Genomic DNA, 18,233 nt, shown 5'->3' with positions numbered 1-18,233 from the left:
TTGGGTAGCCTCTGGTTCTATCCCGCTTTTTTTCATAATGATAAATTAGTTATTAGTTGATTTCGGCGGATTAGTAGTAGACGTCGGGGGTTCAACACCCTCGGCAGCCTCTGCGGTTTCAGTCTGTTTTTTCGTATCAACGTGCCATCGAGTTACCTCATCATCATAGTCGGTCAGACGGTTACTAACAGCAGTTTTAAGTTCATCATCGTTGATATTCACCTCAAAAATAAACGCCACAGCAGCGTCTCCACGGGTAGTTTTTTGAATATTTGCGCTGATTAATGTATTATCAAAATAATATGGTGCGAGCTGAGTCATCACACGCTGGTACACAGTATCTTCAACACGACGCAATGCTCGACGTCCTGCAGAGTCGGCCGCTCGTGCGACATATCCAAGTGAGTCAGACCACCGTTCAACCGCAGAGTCACTTTCGCCAGCCTCAACATGATCATATGAATCAGACAACATTTCTCCGGCTGTTTGGAGGTCTTCATCTGGCGCTTTTCCAGCACGTTCACCCTTGCCCTCACTGACGCTCGCTTGTGCGGCTGTCTTTTGACTTACATCCTCACCAAGACGCTCATGTGACTTTGGTCGCCATTCATTCCATTCATCAAATGCTTCACCATCAATATCCGCATCGCGGAGTGCACGAGTGATTCGCTCACCATGTTCAACAACATCACCCCATGTTCCCCGAACTTCGAATCCGGAGACACTTTCTTGCATCGCTATCGCAATATACGTGTCCGGACATATAAAGTACTACGCTACTGTGTCTAAATGTCAAAAAAGACAAATTGATGGCTAATATCTCACTTTGTATCACGATTGTCGAGAAAACGCCATGCAAACGAATCAAGCTTTGTTGTAAGGGTGCTGAGCCACGCTCCTGGAGATACTTTCCGAAGCGTCTCATCATCAACTTCAATTCGATTATCACCAAACGGACTATCGTGGTCGGTCGTGTCGATACTTGCATCAACAACTGCTGACATTGAACAACGACCACATGATTCAGTATTATCGTCTGTCTTCATATATTATCATAATTATTTGCTGTGATTAAATATTTGTCTCCAGTAATATATTATCATACTGTCGTGACGGGTTCCTGACCGCCCGTGCGCTTTTTTACGCTGATACAGAGGGAGAGGTATGGGATATCAGGTTGTCGATCCTGAGACTGTCACCCCAGTCGATGGTCGACCATGTGAACTCCGTCGGTTGAGTGCAGCCACAGAACTCTCAAATATTGCAATTAATAAATTTCATGCAGAACCGGGTGAGCAACTTCCACTCGCATACCACTATCATGAAAGCCAACAAGAGGCATTCTACATTCTTCATGGAACGCTTTCTGTTGAAACACCTACACAAATAGTTACTGTTGAGACTGGAGAATTACCCACCGTTGATACAGAGAGCCCACAGCGATCATATAACTCTCGTGATGCCGAGGAGGATGTAGTCGCTCTTGCTGTTGGTGCGCCGGCTGTTGATGGTGATGTTGTTGCGTATGATCCAGAGACCGGGAGTTAATTGATGTATATAAATATACTTAGCATCATAGAAACGATGCTAGATTCGACTCAGACAATATACTCAATTCCGGTCTCGAATCAGAGAAGTCAAATTACAATTAAACCGGATGAGGGTTCCACAGCAGAGATACGATTGAAGCAATTATGTGTCGGTGTGTACACCGAGGGATATATGAATATGTGCTCCACTGGGGAGATGAATAGATGACTACTGACACGGACAGGACAATGAATACAGAGTCGGATACAGACAGAGTCGACCCAGTAGCAGCGGCTGAGGAAGCAGGCATCGATCTTTCAGGGGTACCTGAGTGGGACGATACGTATCTTGATCGTGTCTCTGATCGGTTATTATTCAACTATGATCTCACGCAGAATAAGCAGGTCAATGGTGAGACATTTAACATGTATGCCGAAATGCGACTTGAAAGTCACAAGCATTTCTTCCATCCGGCACTGGACTATGCGAATCATGAAACACATGAACATGTATTTGTCACTCAGATTGATCGACCACATGTTGAGACCGTTGAGCGATTTATTACGCTTGGACATGATCTTTCGGATGATTCTACGTGGCTTGATCCTGATGAGGAGCATTTTGGGACTGAATTCACTTTTGTCGTTATTGCCGAGACGGTGCCAGAGAGTGTCGAATCATTCGTGTCATCATTTCGTGACCGAAATCTATTGAAATTCGGGTATTATGGTCATTATGAAATTCATCTCATAGTTGTTGCTCCAGATCGTCAAGAAGCCGTTGCAAGTGAACAGGCTGATACTATTCAAGCCTTCACGCTGTGGCAGGATGTTACTGATGAGCAATCCGGTCTTATCAGTCGGATTCGCGGTATGCTCAACTTCTGAGGCTGATTATATGTACTATGGAGTTATCATTTATATCTCAATTATTAATTAAGAGGATAACTGATACTTCGTGAGATTATGTTTATTTATTAACTGGTACACTCACATGAACACACCCATCGGGATATCCGAAATACGCTACCGAGTGCATATATTTCGCTATGATGTTGGAAAACCTCTGAAAATAAGCGAGAGTTTCACGAGTCACCCGGTGACCAGTTACGAATGAAACAACGGGTGAGTTCACAGGAGCTGAACTACAAGTAGTCAGTAATGAATTAAAAAAGCAGCGAACAGGCAATTTAGGATGTTTGGTTATCCAAATAGCTTAATTATGTTCAGTCATCGCTGAGTGAGAATGCACCGGTTCCATCGCCTTCGCGAACGTTCTGGACATTTTCATAGCCCATCCTCACAAGTGAGAGTCCAAGATAGATGAGCACAAACGCTAGTGAAATCTGTGCTACTGCAGACAGTATCTGGACGATAGTCGCCTCAGCCATCCATGCATCATTAAGGAATTTGGTGTAAATATTGCTGTAGAAAGCAAGCCAAAGAAGTCCTGAAACAGTGATACCAACCATCACAGCCATTGGACCGCCGGTGCTGAGTAGCTGCTTTGACTCATCCCAGTTAGCAAGCCAGACAGTCGCAGTGAGAAGTGCAAGTGCTGCGAGAAGTTGATTCGCACCACCAAAGAGTTGCCACAGCGTTGCCCACGATCCGCTCGCAATGAGGACATATGCAGGAATAGTTTGGACTGCTGCATTCCCATAACGATCAGCAGCAAAGGACTGAACCGATGATTCTGGCGTTCCAATGATCTCTTCCATCATGTATCGACCCAGGCGAACTGCCGTATCAGTCGAAGTGAGAAGGAAGCTCACAAGGACTAACGCCATGAATGGAGCACCGAAACTTGTTGGGATACCAAAACTAGTGAGTAAGATGCCTCCACCAGTCGCAAATGTTGGAAGTGCAAGACCGATTCCACCGCCAACATCAGGTGCAACGAGCGCAACGGTGACAAGTGCAACTGTCGCAAGAAGCCCCTCACCAAGCATACCACCATACCCGATTGCCCGAGCATCACTTTCACGGCTAATTTGTTTTGCTGTTGTTCCTGATGAAACAAGTGAGTGAAATCCGCTAATCGTTCCACAGGCAATCGTAATGAACAGAAGCGGGAACAGTGGTGCACCGTTCTGTCCAATAAATCCATAGAATGGGGCAAGATTGGTTGTGAGTGGTTGGTTCGCGGTTCCAAGAACGGTTCCTACAATGACAGCTAAGAGGGCTCCGCCAACACCAGTGTAGAGTAGGAATGATGAAAGATAATCACGAGGCTGCAAAAGGGTCCATACTGGAAGCGCACTTGCAATAGCGCCATAAATCAGCACAATCGGAATCCATGCTGCAGTGTTCGCACCGAACGCACCTGCGGCTGGAAGCCAGGATGGCTGTGAGCCTAACAGGACAATCGTCTGTGCAGGGTAATCACCGGGAACGAGCGCAAGCGGGTACTGAATACCGACCCAAACGCCGACGAACATCAAACTGACGAATATAGCTGTTCCGGCAATAAATGGAAGATCGAATTGGTAGAGCCATGCACCAAGCAGGACGGCAAGACCGATATATATCAAACTTGCAGTCGCTGCCTGTGGGTATGCATTAAACACAATTGCAACGACCAAGGCGAAAACAGCGACAACGAGAATGATGGTCAAGAATGCGAACCACAAGAGCATGTTTTTGCCTCGTTCACCAACATACTCACCAACAATATATCCAATTGATTTTCCTTCATGTCGGAGACTGGCTGACAGTGAGACAAAGTCATGAACGCTTCCCATCAGTGGATTGCCGATTGCAATCCATGCAAGTGCTGGGACCCACCCCCAGAGAACTCCAGCGGTGATTGGACCAACGATTGGCGCACCACCAGCAATGCTTGAGTAATGATGTCCGAGTAAAACCGGTTTTGCTGATGGGACGTATTCTTGTCCATCTTCATACTTATGTGCCGGTGTTTCGCGACTATCGTCGAGATCGACGAATTGTGAAAGATATTTTGAGTATCCAAGATACCCAACAGTGAACAGTGCCATTACTGCCACAACAAGCCAAATAATTTGAACCATGTGTTAAGTCCTCAAGGATTTATAATGTAACGTTCCGGTATAATGCTAACGATTGATGATTCAATACATAGGACGGCTTAAAAACAGACTATCCTGATGAGACAGTATCGGGTGATACCTGATCGACATCAATTGCCAGTTCCTCCGCAACTGTGTCAAGTATTGTACCTTTTACTTCTGAAACCCGAGTTTGAATTTCAGCAACGACTGGTGGGTCAATATTCTCATGAAGTTCATTTAAGCGCTCACGCTCTGTTGCAACTCGATCACGAAGAAAACGCGCTCCACGACCATTCTCATTAGGGTCAGGTTCGGGTGTGAGCCGATTCACTGCAAGTCCACGAACCTCAAGGTCATATGATTGGAGTTCATCGATGGCACGCTGCGTCTCTCGAATAGATAACTCATCAGGATTTGCAACAAGGAAAAAAGCTGCATTTGTCCGAAGCGTCTCACCAGCGAATTCAAATCGTTCTTTTCGTGTTGTGAGTCTATCGAGAATCGGGTCACCATCCATTATACGACGTGGTTCCTCATTCCCGATTGCAGCACGCTCATACAGATCAATCGATTGCTCGCGCTTGTATACTAGTCGATCAATCCATCCCTCGAGCATATCAGGAAGTGAAAGCAATCGAAGCGTTCCACCCGTCGGAGATGTATCAAAAACAATACGATCGTACTCATTAGAATTCCGCATCACATCAATGAAGCGATCCATGAGTGCTGCTTCATACGCGCCTGGCGTCTGGTGTGCCATCTCAATTTGACGATCCACTTCATTGACCATCGCAGGGCTTACCTGGTCACTCAATGCTCGCTTTGTCTCCATTAAATGTCGCTCAGTCTCAGCCTCAGGGTCGATTTCCATTGCATCGAGATTATCAACCCTTTCAACAGCAGCCGGTTCATCAGTGAAGTTCTGATCAAAGACGTCTGATATGCTGTGTGCTGGATCTGTCGATACAATGAGTGTATCAATACCAGTGCGTGCACATTTTAGTGCATATGCCGATGAAACAGTGGTTTTGCCAACACCGCCTTTGCCGCCAAAAAATACGTGAGTGCGCATGAGGTATCTTAGAAGTGATATTGCTGACCTTTTCGTTCAAGTAGCGATCCTCGATTCCACATTCGTCTTTCCCATGCATCAAATTCATCTTCAAGATATGGGAGCAGTTCTGCGGTATAATATGATACCGGCGATGGAATACCAAACGCTTCAGGGAAGCATGCGAGCATAAATGTATCTTCAGTATCCTCAGCCTCTTTTTCAACCTTTTCATACGCGGGATGTGTGATGAGCCCATGATAAAGCCCGCGTAGCCAATGTCGAAGCTCCGCTCGGTACCGTTCTATCGTGGTCGAAAGTGACATATATTCACTATAGATACTCACTAGTCAAGAATCTCTGGGTTAAGACATCTGAAAGGTATACCATGATGGTAAGTAGGGTATCTAACTGAATAGTGGATAGTGAATATCTATAGACGCATGCTCAAGTGACCATGGTGTAAATATATGCTATGTCGGATACTTCGATAGAAACTCCTGTAACAATCTTAACTGGAAGTCTTGGCGCTGGAAAGACGACCTTACTCAATCGATTGCTTACGAAATCAGATGATCGCTCTATTGCCGTATTAGTCAACGATATGGGTGAGTTGAATGTGGATGCTAATCTTATAGCCGAACAGTCTGCACTCACGGAGACAGATGATGCTATTGCTGAGCTCTCAAATGGGTGTATTTGCTGTGAGCTTCGTGATGATCTTGAACGCGCTGTTGTCCAACTTGCAGGCGAATATTCCTTTGATTATCTTGTAGTCGAACCATCTGGGATTAGCGAACCAGCACCCGTTGCGCGGTTATTCACTGGGGGCTCTTCGGCGGCTGCGCGATATCAGATCGACGCTATTGTTGCTGTTGTTGACGCGTATCAGTTTTCAGATATTGTTGATGAAGGTAACGCATCGGATGATGAAGTACTCAAAAATACCAGCAATGATGATGTTGATGATAATCAACGACCACTTTCCTCACTGCTTGTCGAGCAGGTTGAGTTTGCGGATGTAGTCATCATAAATAAGACTGATCTCGTTGATAATGAACAGCAGACAAATGTCAATGAAATTATCGAGACACTCCGACCGGATGCGAGAATTCTCACAACAACGTACAGCAAGGTTGATCCAGCAATAATACTTGGAATCAATCGGTTCGACCCAGCAACAGCCGCAGAGCGAGCAGGATGGAAACAAATATTGAACACAACACACGATGAGCAAATAAAACAGAGCGTACAGGATACTCACAGCCAGAATCATGCGAGTAGAGACAATCATGATCATGAACATGATCATAGCCATACTCATCCAGCAGATAGGTATGGGATTAGCTCTTTCAGCTATGAACGGCGAAGACCGTTTCATCCCAGTCGTATTGCTACCGTACTGAGTAATCTTCCGGCAGCCGTTGTCCGGTCAAAAGGTCATCTCTGGGTTGCTGGACGAGAAACAGCACAGCTAACGTTCAGTCAAGCAGGCCCATCAGCGATTATCTCAGTGACCGGTCGATGGATAGCAAGTCTGCCCGAGTTTGAACAAGATGCATATCGGAATAATCGCTCTGAACTTGAGTTTGAGTGGGATGAGGAATGGGGTGACCGACGGACGGGACTAGTTTTCATCGGGTATGATATTGATACAGAAGCGCTGATTGCTCAACTTGATGACGCCATTGTTACTGACACAGAATTTGAAAAGAATAATTCATTGTGTGGGCTTGAACAGTTCCCGACGGATCCTGATGAAGAACTCACTCTCACTGGACCAACAATGCAATAGTGCGAAAAGAATCAACCTGACAGAATATCCCAGATTTAGATCTGACTAGCAGGCACACCCGGTTGAACTTGGTGAGCGTTCAAGTGTCATTTCATTATCACACTCCGGACAATTCGGCGTTTTCATTTCATCAATATCACTTGCAGGAATCCGCTCATTGCAGTCATGACACCAGTATGCCCCTCGAGACGAATTATCTGTTCCCCGGTTTGGTGATTCTGTTGAGGCTTCAAACGTGTCGATGAGAGTACTAATCAATCCCATGATTATCTATTATATTTGTGAGGGAGGTATAAATCTCGCTCGCTCGTCCAGACAGAATACACAAGCGCTCGAAGTAACGCTCATGAGAGCACATTACACCGTCTCATCAGGCAATCATCACAGCAGCGATAAATGCAAGTATAATAAGTATCGTCCCAAAGATAACTCCACCAAGGCAGAGGCGATGAAATCGAATGCCAGCAGGGAGGCTATCTTGTACCGCTGGATCAACGGTCCAGACAAAACGCCGATATGCCCACGATGAAGCAATTACTGCAAGTATTGCACAAGTAAGGAGACCTTGGGTCCATGGTATTCCGAATAAATCGAGATACAATGGTCCGAATGAAAGACATAATAACCAGGTTGATCCAGTGATTACAATAAATGGAACCGGATCCACTGTCTCACCATGACGGTTTGTGATGAGATACTCATAATATGACTTTTTCATGTAGTTGTAACTAACCAGAGATGTGTCATAAAGTTGTCTAGTGAGATTTCATATCTCAATATGTATTCCAAATAAAAGCTGGCGTTTTAGTTCACACGCGGGTCGGCAAGGTGACGCAATAACATAAGTACCCATACCATTATGCTTCACGTATGGAGAAACGTTCAGACGGAGACCCGCGAGTACTCTTCGCGATGAACATTATACTCTCTGCAGTTTTTGGAACCGGGATTATCTGGGGTCTGAGCTTCATAGAGATTGCAACGTTCTCGCTGATAAACGTAGTCACACTAACACTCATCATTGCAGCCGTGACATACGCAATTGTTATGTGAACATCGACATATCCTGAGGGCACGATATGGTATTGTGCCTGGACGCAAAGTCAGAGCATCTGTTTGATAAAGTGAGGATAGATAATGAGCAAAATAACCCCGGGAGTTATGATGATGGGCAATCCGGATTTGGTCAGGATGCCTATTGAAGATCGAGACAACGCGTATCTTATCACACATGCACTTGCAAAGGACACCCTCTCGCAACTTCGAGACATTGAAACAGAACAGGTTGCTTTCCGCAAGGGACTGGTTAAGCTTGGGCGGATCTGTGGATATGAGATTATCGACGGCGCGATGGAAACTGAGTATGCGCACGTTCAGACACCATTAACAGAGACAACCGGAGAGCAAGTAAGTGGACTTGATAATATTGTTATTGTCAATGTTCTCAGAGCCGCAACACCATTTGTTGAGGGACTATTAAAGGCGTTCCCGCGCGCGAAGCAGGGTGTAATCAGCGCAGGACGTGATGAGGCCGCTGGGATGAATAAAGACGGTATGTTTCCAATTACCATTGATTATGTTAAGTTACCAGAAATTACTGCTAATGACACTGTTGTGGTCGCAGATCCAATGCTTGCGACCGGATCAACGATGTGTGCAGTGTTGGATCATGTTAATGATGCCGCAGAAAGTAAACCAAAGAATCTCTTTGTGCTCTCAGCAGTATCAGCCCCAGAAGGGCTTCTCCACGTCGGATCAGAGTTCCCAAGCGCAGATCTGCTGACTGTTGCAATCGATGATTATCTTGATGATGAGGGATATATCGTCCCTGGATTAGGGGATGCAGGGGATCGAGCCTTTCGGACGGTCTAGATCACTTCAAGATGTGATATAACGTATTCAATTTATTCTATTGAATATATTATGATGGATTGAGTGGTGACTCCTGGAAAAACTCATAGAATTTCGGGGCAGAAACCCGTTCTTAAGAGGTTGTCCGTTCCCTGGGTGCCTACCGATTCCCACGGTGCGTGAGTTTGGCAGTCTGTGAATCTGCACCTGAAACTCCCAACTCAGCGCAGCGCTGCAGTGCCGTGGGATTCCCCCGCGTTCACGCAGAGGAGGGTGTCAGGTGTAGAGCAACCCCTCTGTTTCACTTAGAGTGTCGTATTCGTCTGTTGGTCTACTATCGAATCGAAGCAACTGAATCGCCCCACAATTGGATAATTGATTACTACTGTGGGTAATATTCACATAATAGTATTATATTAAATAGATCTCTCAAATGATACTCTCATGATCAATTAGCGTTTAATTTGAGCTCAGAGAGGCAGCTATGTATCAATCGTTGCCCGTCCGCTTGTTGCACTTTGAATCTGATCACAAAGCGTTGCTGTCTTGTTGGTTGGAACATCGACAGAGAAGGTAACAACAGTATCATATGATGCTTCAAATTCAATATCAGCGCTCCTCAGGAGACGACGAACGGTCCCAGAGTCATCGTACTCAACTGTGATGGTGATATATTCATGTGGCTTTTTTTCGACGACATCTGCTCCCTGAATTGCATCAGAAACAGCACGGCTGTATGCTCGTGTGAGTCTTCCAATCCCAAGATTTGTTCCGCCGTAATATCGGATTACCGCTGTAACGACATTTCGAAGCTCTTCCTGAACGAGAACATTGAGTGCCGGTTTTCCCGCTGAGCCTGCTGGCTCTCCGTCATCGGATTGATATTCTCGCAAAAATGACCCAATAGCAGATTCAGTGTCTATTTTTGTTGTTGTAGTATTAGTTCTGTCAGGTACACGGTATGCAGGAACGACATGCGTCGCATCAGTATATTCTTCTTGAATCATATTAATGAAGTTTTCAGCTTCAGCGACTGTTTTAACAGGAGCGACCACCCCAATAAACTCTGACCCACGGATACTGAAAGAGACACTTCCACGAGTTTGCACCGTTCGGAATGACTGAGTGCCATCATTGGTTGAAGAGGGAGATGGGTCGGTCATGATATATTTACGGAACCGTGGAATGCGGGTGCTTGTCGCCGTGTTTGCGGTAATCGGGCGGGTTCATTTTTATGTCTCCGTTGCGTTGTTTGCCGCACCGACCGGTGAACGCCTCAGCGAGTTCTTGAAGAACTTGCTGACTTGACTGAGAATGCAAATCATCATAGCGTTCGTGGGTTGTGAGATATATGATAAGTTCGTTGTGGTTGGGAATGCGATCAATTTCATCCCAGATGCGACTGTATACCCACCGTCCGACGTTCCAAGGATTCAAAATGGCGAACCCGAGTAAATTAAGATGGTTTTGCATCTGAGACTGGTTCTGTATGGACGCAGTGTAGGTGCGAGTAACGACCTGTTCCGCCATGCGTAGCCCATATAGACAAAGTTATTTGAAGATATGTATTGACACAGTGTGGAATATCTAGCTGTGTCATCGAACGGTAGAGTGTGAAGGGTAGTGTCGGATTCATCTCAACGGTAAAATGTGAGACTTTCTCCTCGATTCTTTGTAATTCACGCAAGTGAAATTCGATAAACGAATGAGAGTTCGGTAAGCTCATTTACTAATTCACCAGGAATTGGATCATCGGTGACAATATATAACTTTGGATCATCAGTAAATTCAGGATCCTCGCTAATTGTCTGGCGAATTGAAATGTTTCGGTCGGCAAGACGGGTGGCAATGGCAGCAACGAGTCCAGGTTGATCGGCGTTATTTACTTCGACAATGAGTGCCGAAAGATTAAGCACAGGAGCAAGGTCCATTAGGCTTGGAATTGAGGAAATATTTTGGAAAATACGTCTTAACTCATCATCATTAAGAATTGCCGTTGTAGTTGAGTCAACGACCCGGCGATCAACGTCAATTTCGCGGGCAATGCCCGTGTTTGGAATTTCGATTCCACCAGAAACAACCCGACCCTCATCATTGACAGAGAATCCCCGTTGAAGAAGCAATCGGATGACAGCCTGCTGGCTTGGGCTTTCTTCAAATTTCTGCATAATCTCATCAAACATATTATTCACTCTGTAGGGGTGCACAAAAGAACTAGTGTAGGGCGCCTATAGGTGACCTATATTTTGTCTATAAATAATGTTCTCGAATCCAGTCAGCAGGCGAAAAGACAGTAGGGAGAAACATTTCAAGAGCAGGTGGGTCAAGAGTTAGTTGATATAGTATAGCTCAATATCTAAGTTCGATTCGACCGATCCTGATAGGATTATAGTTCACCTTTCGTACTTGGGGTATCACCCCGTCGAGGGTCGAGTTGTGTTGCTTCATCGAGCGTTCGCGCGAGTGATTTAAATAATGCTTCGACCTCATGATGTGCATTTATTCCTTCAATAGACGCATGAAGTGTTATTTCCGAGTGCATTGTGAATGAATAAGCGAAATGGCGTGCCATGTCGCTGGTGAATCCGCCGATCTGCGGTTGTGAGAATGAACCTGAAAACTCGAAGTGTGGGCGACCACTAATATCAGCTATTACTGTCGCGACCGCTTCATCAAGTGGAACTGAGCGATCAGCATAGCGGACAATTCCTCGCTTCTCACCAAGTGCATTATTAAATGACTTGCCAAGAACAATCCCAACGTCTTCAACAGTATGGTGATCATCAATATCGAGGTCGCCATCACAGCGGACAGTCAGATCAAACAGTCCGTGTTTTGCGAACGTTTCAAGCATATGATCGAAGAATCCAATTCCTGTATCGACCGTTGCTTCTCCATCACCATCGACTGCGAGTGTCACGTTGATTGTGGTCTCGGCGGTCTCACGTGAAATTGCGGCTGTTCGATCATCTGCACCTGCACCGGTTGATGATGTTTCCGTATCCTCAGTCATACCTTAATTTCGTTATCCGCCTGTATCATCGTTCCGTCTTTTTTATTTGATATAAGCTGTGGAGGTTAGATAACTGTCGACTCATCTGGAATGTTGGGGGATACTTCGATGCAGTGTATATAGACAAGGAGTCAACGCAGTATGAGTCTATCTCAGATAATTTTGCGTTAATCAGATTCACACACTTCCATTGCATCTGCAAGCGTGAATTTATTCTCATATAGGGCAGTGCCGACCACAGTTGCTGCCGCGCCGGTCATATGCAGTGTCTGGATATCATCAAGTGATGCAACACCGCCAGAGGCAATAACAGGGATATCGACTGCATCAATGACACGGGCAGTGACACTTGATTGAATTCCCGCAAGTTTCCCCTCGACATCAACGTCGGTAAATAAGATACCACAAGCACCATAATCTGCAAATCGAGCCGCAGCGACTGCAGGGTCAATGCCAGTCGACTCTGTCCATCCTGAGACAACAACCTCACCATCTGCAGCATCAAGACTCACAATGATACGACCTGGATATGACTCGGCGAGTTCAGCGACAAGATCAGGATTTTCGACAGCTGCAGTACCGAGAATCACTCGGTTGACACCGCGATCGAGTAGTGAAGCGGCATCATTAGCCGTTCGGATCCCTCCACCGAGTTGAACGGGAATATCAACAGCGTCAATGATCGCGTCAACAGCAGTTGCATTCATTCGGTCACCCTCAAAAGCACCATCCAGATCAACGAGATGAAGTGTCTTGGCACCAGCCTCAACCCATTGCTTTGCTGCGACAACAGGATCGCCATATCGTGTCTCTGTCCCCCGTTCACCCTGTACGAGTTGAACAACATCGCCATCTTGCATATCTACAGCTGGAATAACCTCAAATGACTCGAACAGCGTGGACATGTACGCATGAATGTTGATTTGACTGAAACCTAAATACACCGATAATGATAAAAGATGTATTATATCGTAATCCAAGCACCACAGGTTATTTTATCAACAGACAAGGCGAATAGCCCGACGCTTGACCCCGAGGTGGTTCACCAGGGTGAAACTGGATGTGATCGTTGGTCTATAAATAATCGTTAGATTACGTCATAGTCCGCAATCGCTTTTAGGTCGGCACATGAGCACTGAGATATGAAGCTGTTCGGTTCGAGTGGCACTCGAGGGGTTGTTGGGGAGGGGATAACACCTGAACTCGTACTACAAGTCGCGAAGGCGGCTGGGACGGTATGGGAGGCTAATCAGGCTATCATCGCACGTGATACTCGAACAAGCAGTCAGTCCTTCGTGAATGCGGCTGTGAGTGGGCTTACAAGTGTCGGGATTGATGTCATACGACTTGGAGTGACTCCAACTCCTAGTGTGGTCCATTATGCCGGTGAAACTGATCGCCCTGGCATAGTAATCACCGCATCACATAATCCACCGGAGTATAATGGAGTGAAGCTCATCGGAGAAACTGGGGTTGAGATTGGGGTTGAGGGGCTCGAACGGATTGAAGCATGTGTACTCAACGAGGATTTTACACCGGCATCATGGGATAATATAGGATCGATAACGCGGACTGAAACGGTCAATACTGAATATATCGATAAGTTGCTCACTGCACTTGAACAAGATGGGTCTCGTGAGGCAATTGCAGATGCTAATCTTACTGTCGCTATTGATCCAGGACATGGAGCAGGATGTCTGACCAGCCCACAGTTTTTTCGTAAACTTGGATGCGATGTCGTGACGGTGAATGCAACACCGGATGGTCATTTTCCTGGTCGCCCGTCTGAACCAATCGCTTCAAATCTTACTGCGCTTCGGTCGCTTGTGACCGCCTCGAACGCCGATATTGGTATTGCACACGATGGTGATGCCGACCGCGCTGTCTTCATTGATGAACAAGGGAAACAAATCGCCGGTGAGGCATCACTTGCTGCACTTGCCGCGGCTGAACTTGATAGCAATAGCGCAACCGTTGCTGCGGTAAATGTATCACAACGCCTTGTTGACGTATGTAACCGTGTTGACGCTACACTAGAACTAACCCCAATTGGGTCAACAAATATTATTACAAGGATTCAGGAATTACAGAAATCCGGAGTGTCAGTTCCAGTTGCTGGCGAAGGTAACGGAGGTATATTTTTTCCGAAGTTCCGGTTGGTTCGTGATGGAGCATATATCGGAGCGAAGTTCCTGCGGTTAATTTGTGAACAGCCAGCGAGTAGTATCATTGAGCCATATACTAAGTATGCAAACGCCCGAATCAATATTGAACATGGTTCTGAGAAAGAGCTAGAGGCGTTAATGAGAGGTGCGGAGGAGTTTGCAGAGGAAGCTGATGTAACACCAAACACGATTGATGGGTATCGGCTTGATTATGGTGACGCATGGGTGCTTATTCGACCGTCAGGAACAGAACCGGTAATACGGGTGTACGCAGAAGCAACAGAACAGACTCAAGCACAAAACCTTGCTGATGACGCTGCAGGTAAATTGTATGACGCTACTGATGATATTGGATAGCATCAAATGAAGCCCTCTATCAAACGGCGTGTCACAATGACAGATAACTAATATATTCAGATTGATTATCGATTATCATACAACAAATGAAAGTTTGTATAAATATATGATAACACATATGCCGGCTATTCGACTTGTGACTGGGTTTGAGTAAGCGCTTCTGTAAGGCGAGTGCGAGCAGTGACAAGCGCATCGCGCTCATCAGCCATCGTTCCGGTCTGGAGTCGTTCACGTTCATCAGCACTCAGTTCAATTTGTGCGCGAAGAGCAGTTCGAAGTTGGGTATATGAGTCATCATAGCTTTGATCTCGAAGCGCTCGGAGACGAGCGATTGTTTTTTCACTCGCGAATCGTCCAAGTATCGATATCGCCTCACCAGTAAATTGACGAAGTGTACCAGCAGTAGGTGGGGGTCGTTCAATCATAAGTGGCTCTGCGTCAAGACGCTCAAGAAATGTCTGATGTACTGCAACCGTTGTTTGTAGTAACGCTGGATCTGTTGCATAGTGATCAAGTTTAGACCCGGAATATGATGCAAATTTCAGTAATGTTGGAATTGGCTCATCCGAATCAGGACTCTCACGAGCAAATCGCCTGAGATCAGGCGGCGGGGATTGAAACGGAACAAGTGGAAATGAATCAGCATATTCAAGAAAGTCAATGACTGTTGCCGTTGATTCAGTTGTAATAAACTCATCAAATTCTGAATGAAGTCGATCATTATATGTCTCAATTGGGTCTAACAGTTGCTCAACGGGAGCATCGAGATTAATATCTGCAAATAAAAGCGCCTCATCATGCGCATCAATTGCATCGGTGAGCTTGCGACGGTGCAGTGTGACATTCCGACGAGCGGTTTTGACTGCCTCTACTGTCTGGTTATATGACTCAAGTTGCTCAATGTATCTCTTTGCCGGAGCAAGGTCCTCACGAGCGGACGCAAAATCGCTTTTACTAAGTCGACGGCTGTCAAGTCGGTCTGCGGCGGTCTCAAATGCTCCACGCGCTGGGAGTTCATCGGGTAACTCCTCAACACAACTAAGAAACTTGTCTTGGAATTCAACGTATGCTTGAAAATCACCTGTTCCAGTTGCTGAGTCAATATATCGGTCGAGAAGTCCTGTTGCTCGGCGATATGCGTCCGCCGTTTCGACAACAGCATCATGCCCTGTGTCGCTGATCTGGGTTGTAATGGATTCATGTTGCTCCGCAGCGTCTTGTAACTCCGCGAGTACCGATTCAGTAGTCTCAAGTAAATCGATTACCGCATCAGAAGCATCATTATCAAGATCAGCGATGGGCATACTTGCCTCCGTTATCACTCATAAACTGTTTCTGGGTCAAAAACACGCTCAGTTACCTCCGTTCCATCGAGAGTGCGGTAGAAACATGATTGACGACCTGTATGACACGCTCCGCCAGTTTGTTCGACTAGATATAAAATAGTATCAGCATCGCAATCGGCGCGAATCTCTCGAATATGTTGCGTGTGACCGCTCGTTTCGCCTTTTTTCCACAGTTCTTCTCGGCTCCGAGAATAATAGTGCGCCTGCCCGGTCTCGCGTGTTCGTTTGAGTGCCGTTGGTGAGACGTATGCAAGCATCAATACCTCACCAGAATCAGCATCCTGTGCAATGGCGGGCACAAGCCCATCTGAATTGAACCTAATTTCAATCTCAGCATCATCTTGACTCCCAGTCACAGCATCATTAGTCATCGAGTCAATATGAGATGATTGTGGCCGATAGGTCTTGCGTCCAAACAGTATTTATGTTACTCACTCTCATAATGCTGATCAGCGTCATAGTGTAATTCATCGATATTTGTCTCCGTTTTTATTTTTCACTTCTATCAGAAAAATTATCTACTCTTCCAGGAAAGTGAGCGGCGGACAGTGAAGTACCTCGGGGTCAAGCCCCGAAGCACTCTGCCTGTTAATCTGTAGATGTCGATTGTGATCATATATCTAGTCAATGAGGAATTGAATGATACTGCCAACATTCTTGATTCATGATCGCTATCATAGAGGTTTCACAGCATGAGTATGAAATTCTCACACGCAATCTCAAGAGCTGTTCTTACTCACCGATTGGCATCTAACAACCTGCGAGGACGGGTTCCCCGGTCTACCGGGTCGCTTGCCGAGCAGAGAGTGCTATTGTACGGCTGAGGGAGGGAATAAAAGCTTCGAGGCATAGTAATCCATAGAAGAACTGGGTGATTAAGTAGACATGCATCGGTCAGGGTAGTTCTCTCGCATCGAATGAGTGAATCAGTTCACACAGAAGTTTGTTGAATCACTAGCACGCCCGAGGCTGCTTACTGTGAGTCGAACAGAGAGACACAGTAGTGAATATATCACATGTAAAGTGAAATAACGAGCCCAAACAGTATGTCACCGTAGGTAAATGCAATAATCGTACCAAGACAGATTGGGACGAGGAACGGGATTCCTGGAGAAACCCATACAGTCTGTCGGTCGGGAGCTGAGAGAAGCGTCAGTGTGTTTCGGAGCTGTGTAGGTGAACTTCCATACGCGCGATGATTGACAGCCTCAAGGAATCTATCAGCACCCCAGACGTCTGTTGCATCGACTGAATCGAAGTCCGTCAGATCGGAGGACCTCATGTCCGTGTGAGATTTAGCAGATGTTCTTTCTGCGGATGAATGATCTGGCGTGATACTAACAGCACCATCCGTCGGGGCGTATGTTTGAATAATGCTCGCAGGGTTGCGATGTGTCGTCGGTGACTCACGAATTGCACTGAGTGTCGTACCGCGCCATCGAAGATACATCCGGAGCGCGTCAAGATCAATTCCGTTTCGAGTGATACGGTCTGATGTTTCAGCCAGTTGCCCGTGTTCAGTATCAAGATCATCAATACTGACCGGTCGGGCAAAAAGTGCCGCCGGGAATTCCCACACCCGGTCAGTGATGTTATGAAGTATCAAATTAATTGGATATGCGGTGGTAAGTACCACTGTATTTGTGAGGATTGTCAGTGAGAATACGCCCAATGGGGCTGTGATCACAGGAAATGTCATGCCTAGAAACTGATATATCGGCACTGTCGGAATGAGGATTGCGAGTGTCATCAGCACTTTTGCATCTGCCCCGCCGAAGCCCCCGATAGCCCAGAGGCCATACGAGAGTGGGATAATGATTAAACAGCTAACACTAACGCGAAAAAGAAACGTAATAGCAATTGGGGTATAGATAGGCGAAAGTCCCGAGAAATACACTGATGTATCCCAGACAAGAAGCACCACACCGAGCATAACAAGCGGTGGCCAGAGGTATGATGGGAGACGACGAGTTTTCACATCACGCCAAGCAGCCCACACGAGAATAGGCATGATACATAATCGAAGGAGATCAGAAATACTAGCAATCATACTGGAACCGCGAGAGGTATCGTATTGTAGTTTCCGTCTCCCCA

20 protein-coding genes and 1 pseudogene are annotated in these 18,233 nt (G+C 46.1%); 6 read left to right on the top strand and 15 right to left on the bottom strand.

The annotated features are described in order from the left end of the window. Nucleotides 1-45: 45 nt before the first annotated feature. Nucleotides 46-735, bottom strand: a complete 690-nt coding sequence (locus HQRW_RS00240; RefSeq protein ID WP_011570338.1) for a DUF5828 family protein — start codon at nt 733-735, stop codon at nt 46-48. Nucleotides 736-821: 86 nt separating this feature from the next. Then, nucleotides 822-1,046: a hypothetical protein gene (locus HQRW_RS00235; RefSeq protein WP_014554981.1), complete on the bottom strand. Its 225-nt coding sequence runs from the start codon at nt 1,044-1,046 to the stop codon at nt 822-824. A 118-nt stretch (nt 1,047-1,164) separates the two neighbouring features. On the opposite strand from HQRW_RS00235, the gene HQRW_RS00230 reads away from it, so the two are divergent. Together HQRW_RS00230 and HQRW_RS00225 are read left to right on the top strand one after the other, a co-directional pair. Further along, nucleotides 1,165-1,548: a cupin domain-containing protein gene (locus HQRW_RS00230; RefSeq protein WP_014554980.1), complete on the top strand. Its 384-nt coding sequence runs from the start codon at nt 1,165-1,167 to the stop codon at nt 1,546-1,548. Nucleotides 1,549-1,754: 206 nt separating this feature from the next. Next, entirely contained in the window at nt 1,755-2,417 is a 663-nt protein-coding gene (locus HQRW_RS00225) for a hypothetical protein (protein WP_014554979.1), read from the top strand. Nucleotides 2,418-2,755: 338 nt separating this feature from the next. On the opposite strand, the gene HQRW_RS00220 is transcribed toward HQRW_RS00225, so the two are convergent. From HQRW_RS00220 to HQRW_RS00210, 3 genes are all read right to left on the bottom strand, one after another. Beyond that, entirely contained in the window at nt 2,756-4,561 is a 1,806-nt protein-coding gene (locus HQRW_RS00220) for a carbon starvation CstA family protein (RefSeq protein WP_014554978.1), read from the bottom strand. Nucleotides 4,562-4,649: 88 nt separating this feature from the next. Then, nucleotides 4,650-5,633: an ArsA family ATPase gene (locus tag HQRW_RS00215; RefSeq protein ID WP_014554977.1), complete on the bottom strand. Its 984-nt coding sequence runs from the start codon at nt 5,631-5,633 to the stop codon at nt 4,650-4,652. Nucleotides 5,634-5,641: 8 nt separating this feature from the next. Continuing rightward, nucleotides 5,642-5,938 (bottom strand): hypothetical protein, encoded by a 297-nt coding sequence (locus HQRW_RS00210; protein WP_011570332.1) that lies wholly within the window; start codon nt 5,936-5,938, stop codon nt 5,642-5,644. Nucleotides 5,939-6,087: 149 nt separating this feature from the next. On the opposite strand from HQRW_RS00210, the gene HQRW_RS00205 reads away from it, so the two are divergent. Then, nucleotides 6,088-7,407: a CobW family GTP-binding protein gene (locus tag HQRW_RS00205; RefSeq protein ID WP_014554976.1), complete on the top strand. Its 1,320-nt coding sequence runs from the start codon at nt 6,088-6,090 to the stop codon at nt 7,405-7,407. Between the two features lie 45 nt (nt 7,408-7,452). On the opposite strand, the gene HQRW_RS00200 is transcribed toward HQRW_RS00205, so the two are convergent. Beyond that, nucleotides 7,453-7,671, bottom strand: coding sequence for a hypothetical protein (locus HQRW_RS00200; protein WP_014554975.1), 219 nt, complete (start codon nt 7,669-7,671; stop codon nt 7,453-7,455). 106 nt (nt 7,672-7,777) lie between these two features. Further along, on the bottom strand, nt 7,778-8,125 hold the full coding sequence (locus tag HQRW_RS00195; RefSeq protein ID WP_014554974.1) for a YozE family protein: 348 nt from the start codon (nt 8,123-8,125) through the stop codon (nt 7,778-7,780). 152 nt (nt 8,126-8,277) lie between these two features. Between HQRW_RS00195 and HQRW_RS00190 the strand changes: the two genes are divergently transcribed. After that, nucleotides 8,278-8,460, top strand: coding sequence for a hypothetical protein (locus HQRW_RS00190; protein WP_014554973.1), 183 nt, complete (start codon nt 8,278-8,280; stop codon nt 8,458-8,460). 138 nt (nt 8,461-8,598) lie between these two features. Then, entirely contained in the window at nt 8,599-9,279 is a 681-nt protein-coding gene (upp, locus tag HQRW_RS00185; RefSeq protein WP_014554972.1) for a uracil phosphoribosyltransferase, read from the top strand. A 461-nt stretch (nt 9,280-9,740) separates the two neighbouring features. Here upp and HQRW_RS00180 read toward each other — a convergent pair whose 3' ends face one another. The 5 genes and pseudogenes from HQRW_RS00180 to hisA all read right to left on the bottom strand — a co-directional run bounded on the left by HQRW_RS00180 (nt 9,741) and on the right by hisA (nt 13,176). Next, nucleotides 9,741-10,421: an IMPACT family protein gene (locus HQRW_RS00180; RefSeq protein WP_014554971.1), complete on the bottom strand. Its 681-nt coding sequence runs from the start codon at nt 10,419-10,421 to the stop codon at nt 9,741-9,743. A 13-nt stretch (nt 10,422-10,434) separates the two neighbouring features. Next, nucleotides 10,435-10,788, bottom strand: a pseudogene (locus tag HQRW_RS00175) (RNA-guided endonuclease TnpB family protein); the annotation flags it as partial. 149 nt (nt 10,789-10,937) lie between these two features. Next, entirely contained in the window at nt 10,938-11,441 is a 504-nt protein-coding gene (locus HQRW_RS00170; RefSeq protein WP_014554970.1) for an ACT domain-containing protein, read from the bottom strand. A 203-nt stretch (nt 11,442-11,644) separates the two neighbouring features. After that, on the bottom strand, nt 11,645-12,271 hold the full coding sequence (hisB, locus tag HQRW_RS00165) for an imidazoleglycerol-phosphate dehydratase HisB (RefSeq protein ID WP_011570323.1): 627 nt from the start codon (nt 12,269-12,271) through the stop codon (nt 11,645-11,647). Nucleotides 12,272-12,438: 167 nt separating this feature from the next. Further along, on the bottom strand, nt 12,439-13,176 hold the full coding sequence (hisA, locus tag HQRW_RS00160) for a 1-(5-phosphoribosyl)-5-[(5-phosphoribosylamino)methylideneamino]imidazole-4-carboxamide isomerase (RefSeq protein ID WP_014554969.1): 738 nt from the start codon (nt 13,174-13,176) through the stop codon (nt 12,439-12,441). Between the two features lie 237 nt (nt 13,177-13,413). Between hisA and glmM the strand changes: the two genes are divergently transcribed. Continuing rightward, a complete protein-coding gene (glmM, locus tag HQRW_RS00155; RefSeq protein WP_014554968.1) occupies nt 13,414-14,793 on the top strand; it encodes a phosphoglucosamine mutase in 1,380 nt (459 codons plus the stop codon). A 125-nt stretch (nt 14,794-14,918) separates the two neighbouring features. Here glmM and HQRW_RS00150 read toward each other — a convergent pair whose 3' ends face one another. The 3 genes from HQRW_RS00150 to HQRW_RS00140 all read right to left on the bottom strand — a co-directional run bounded on the left by HQRW_RS00150 (nt 14,919) and on the right by HQRW_RS00140 (nt 18,189). After that, a complete protein-coding gene (locus HQRW_RS00150) occupies nt 14,919-16,097 on the bottom strand; it encodes a DUF7118 family protein (protein WP_014554967.1) in 1,179 nt (392 codons plus the stop codon). A gap of 14 nt (nt 16,098-16,111) precedes the next feature. After that, nucleotides 16,112-16,510, bottom strand: coding sequence for a phosphoribosyl-AMP cyclohydrolase (hisI, locus tag HQRW_RS00145; RefSeq protein ID WP_014554966.1), 399 nt, complete (start codon nt 16,508-16,510; stop codon nt 16,112-16,114). Nucleotides 16,511-17,151: 641 nt separating this feature from the next. After that, entirely contained in the window at nt 17,152-18,189 is a 1,038-nt protein-coding gene (locus tag HQRW_RS00140; protein ID WP_014554965.1) for an A24 family peptidase, read from the bottom strand. Nucleotides 18,190-18,233 lie beyond the last annotated feature (44 nt).

This window comes from Haloquadratum walsbyi C23 (genome assembly GCF_000237865.1).
GTDB lineage: Archaea > Halobacteriota > Halobacteria > Halobacteriales > Haloferacaceae > Haloquadratum > Haloquadratum walsbyi.
This window is presented reverse-complemented; position numbering and strand designations above follow the sequence as displayed.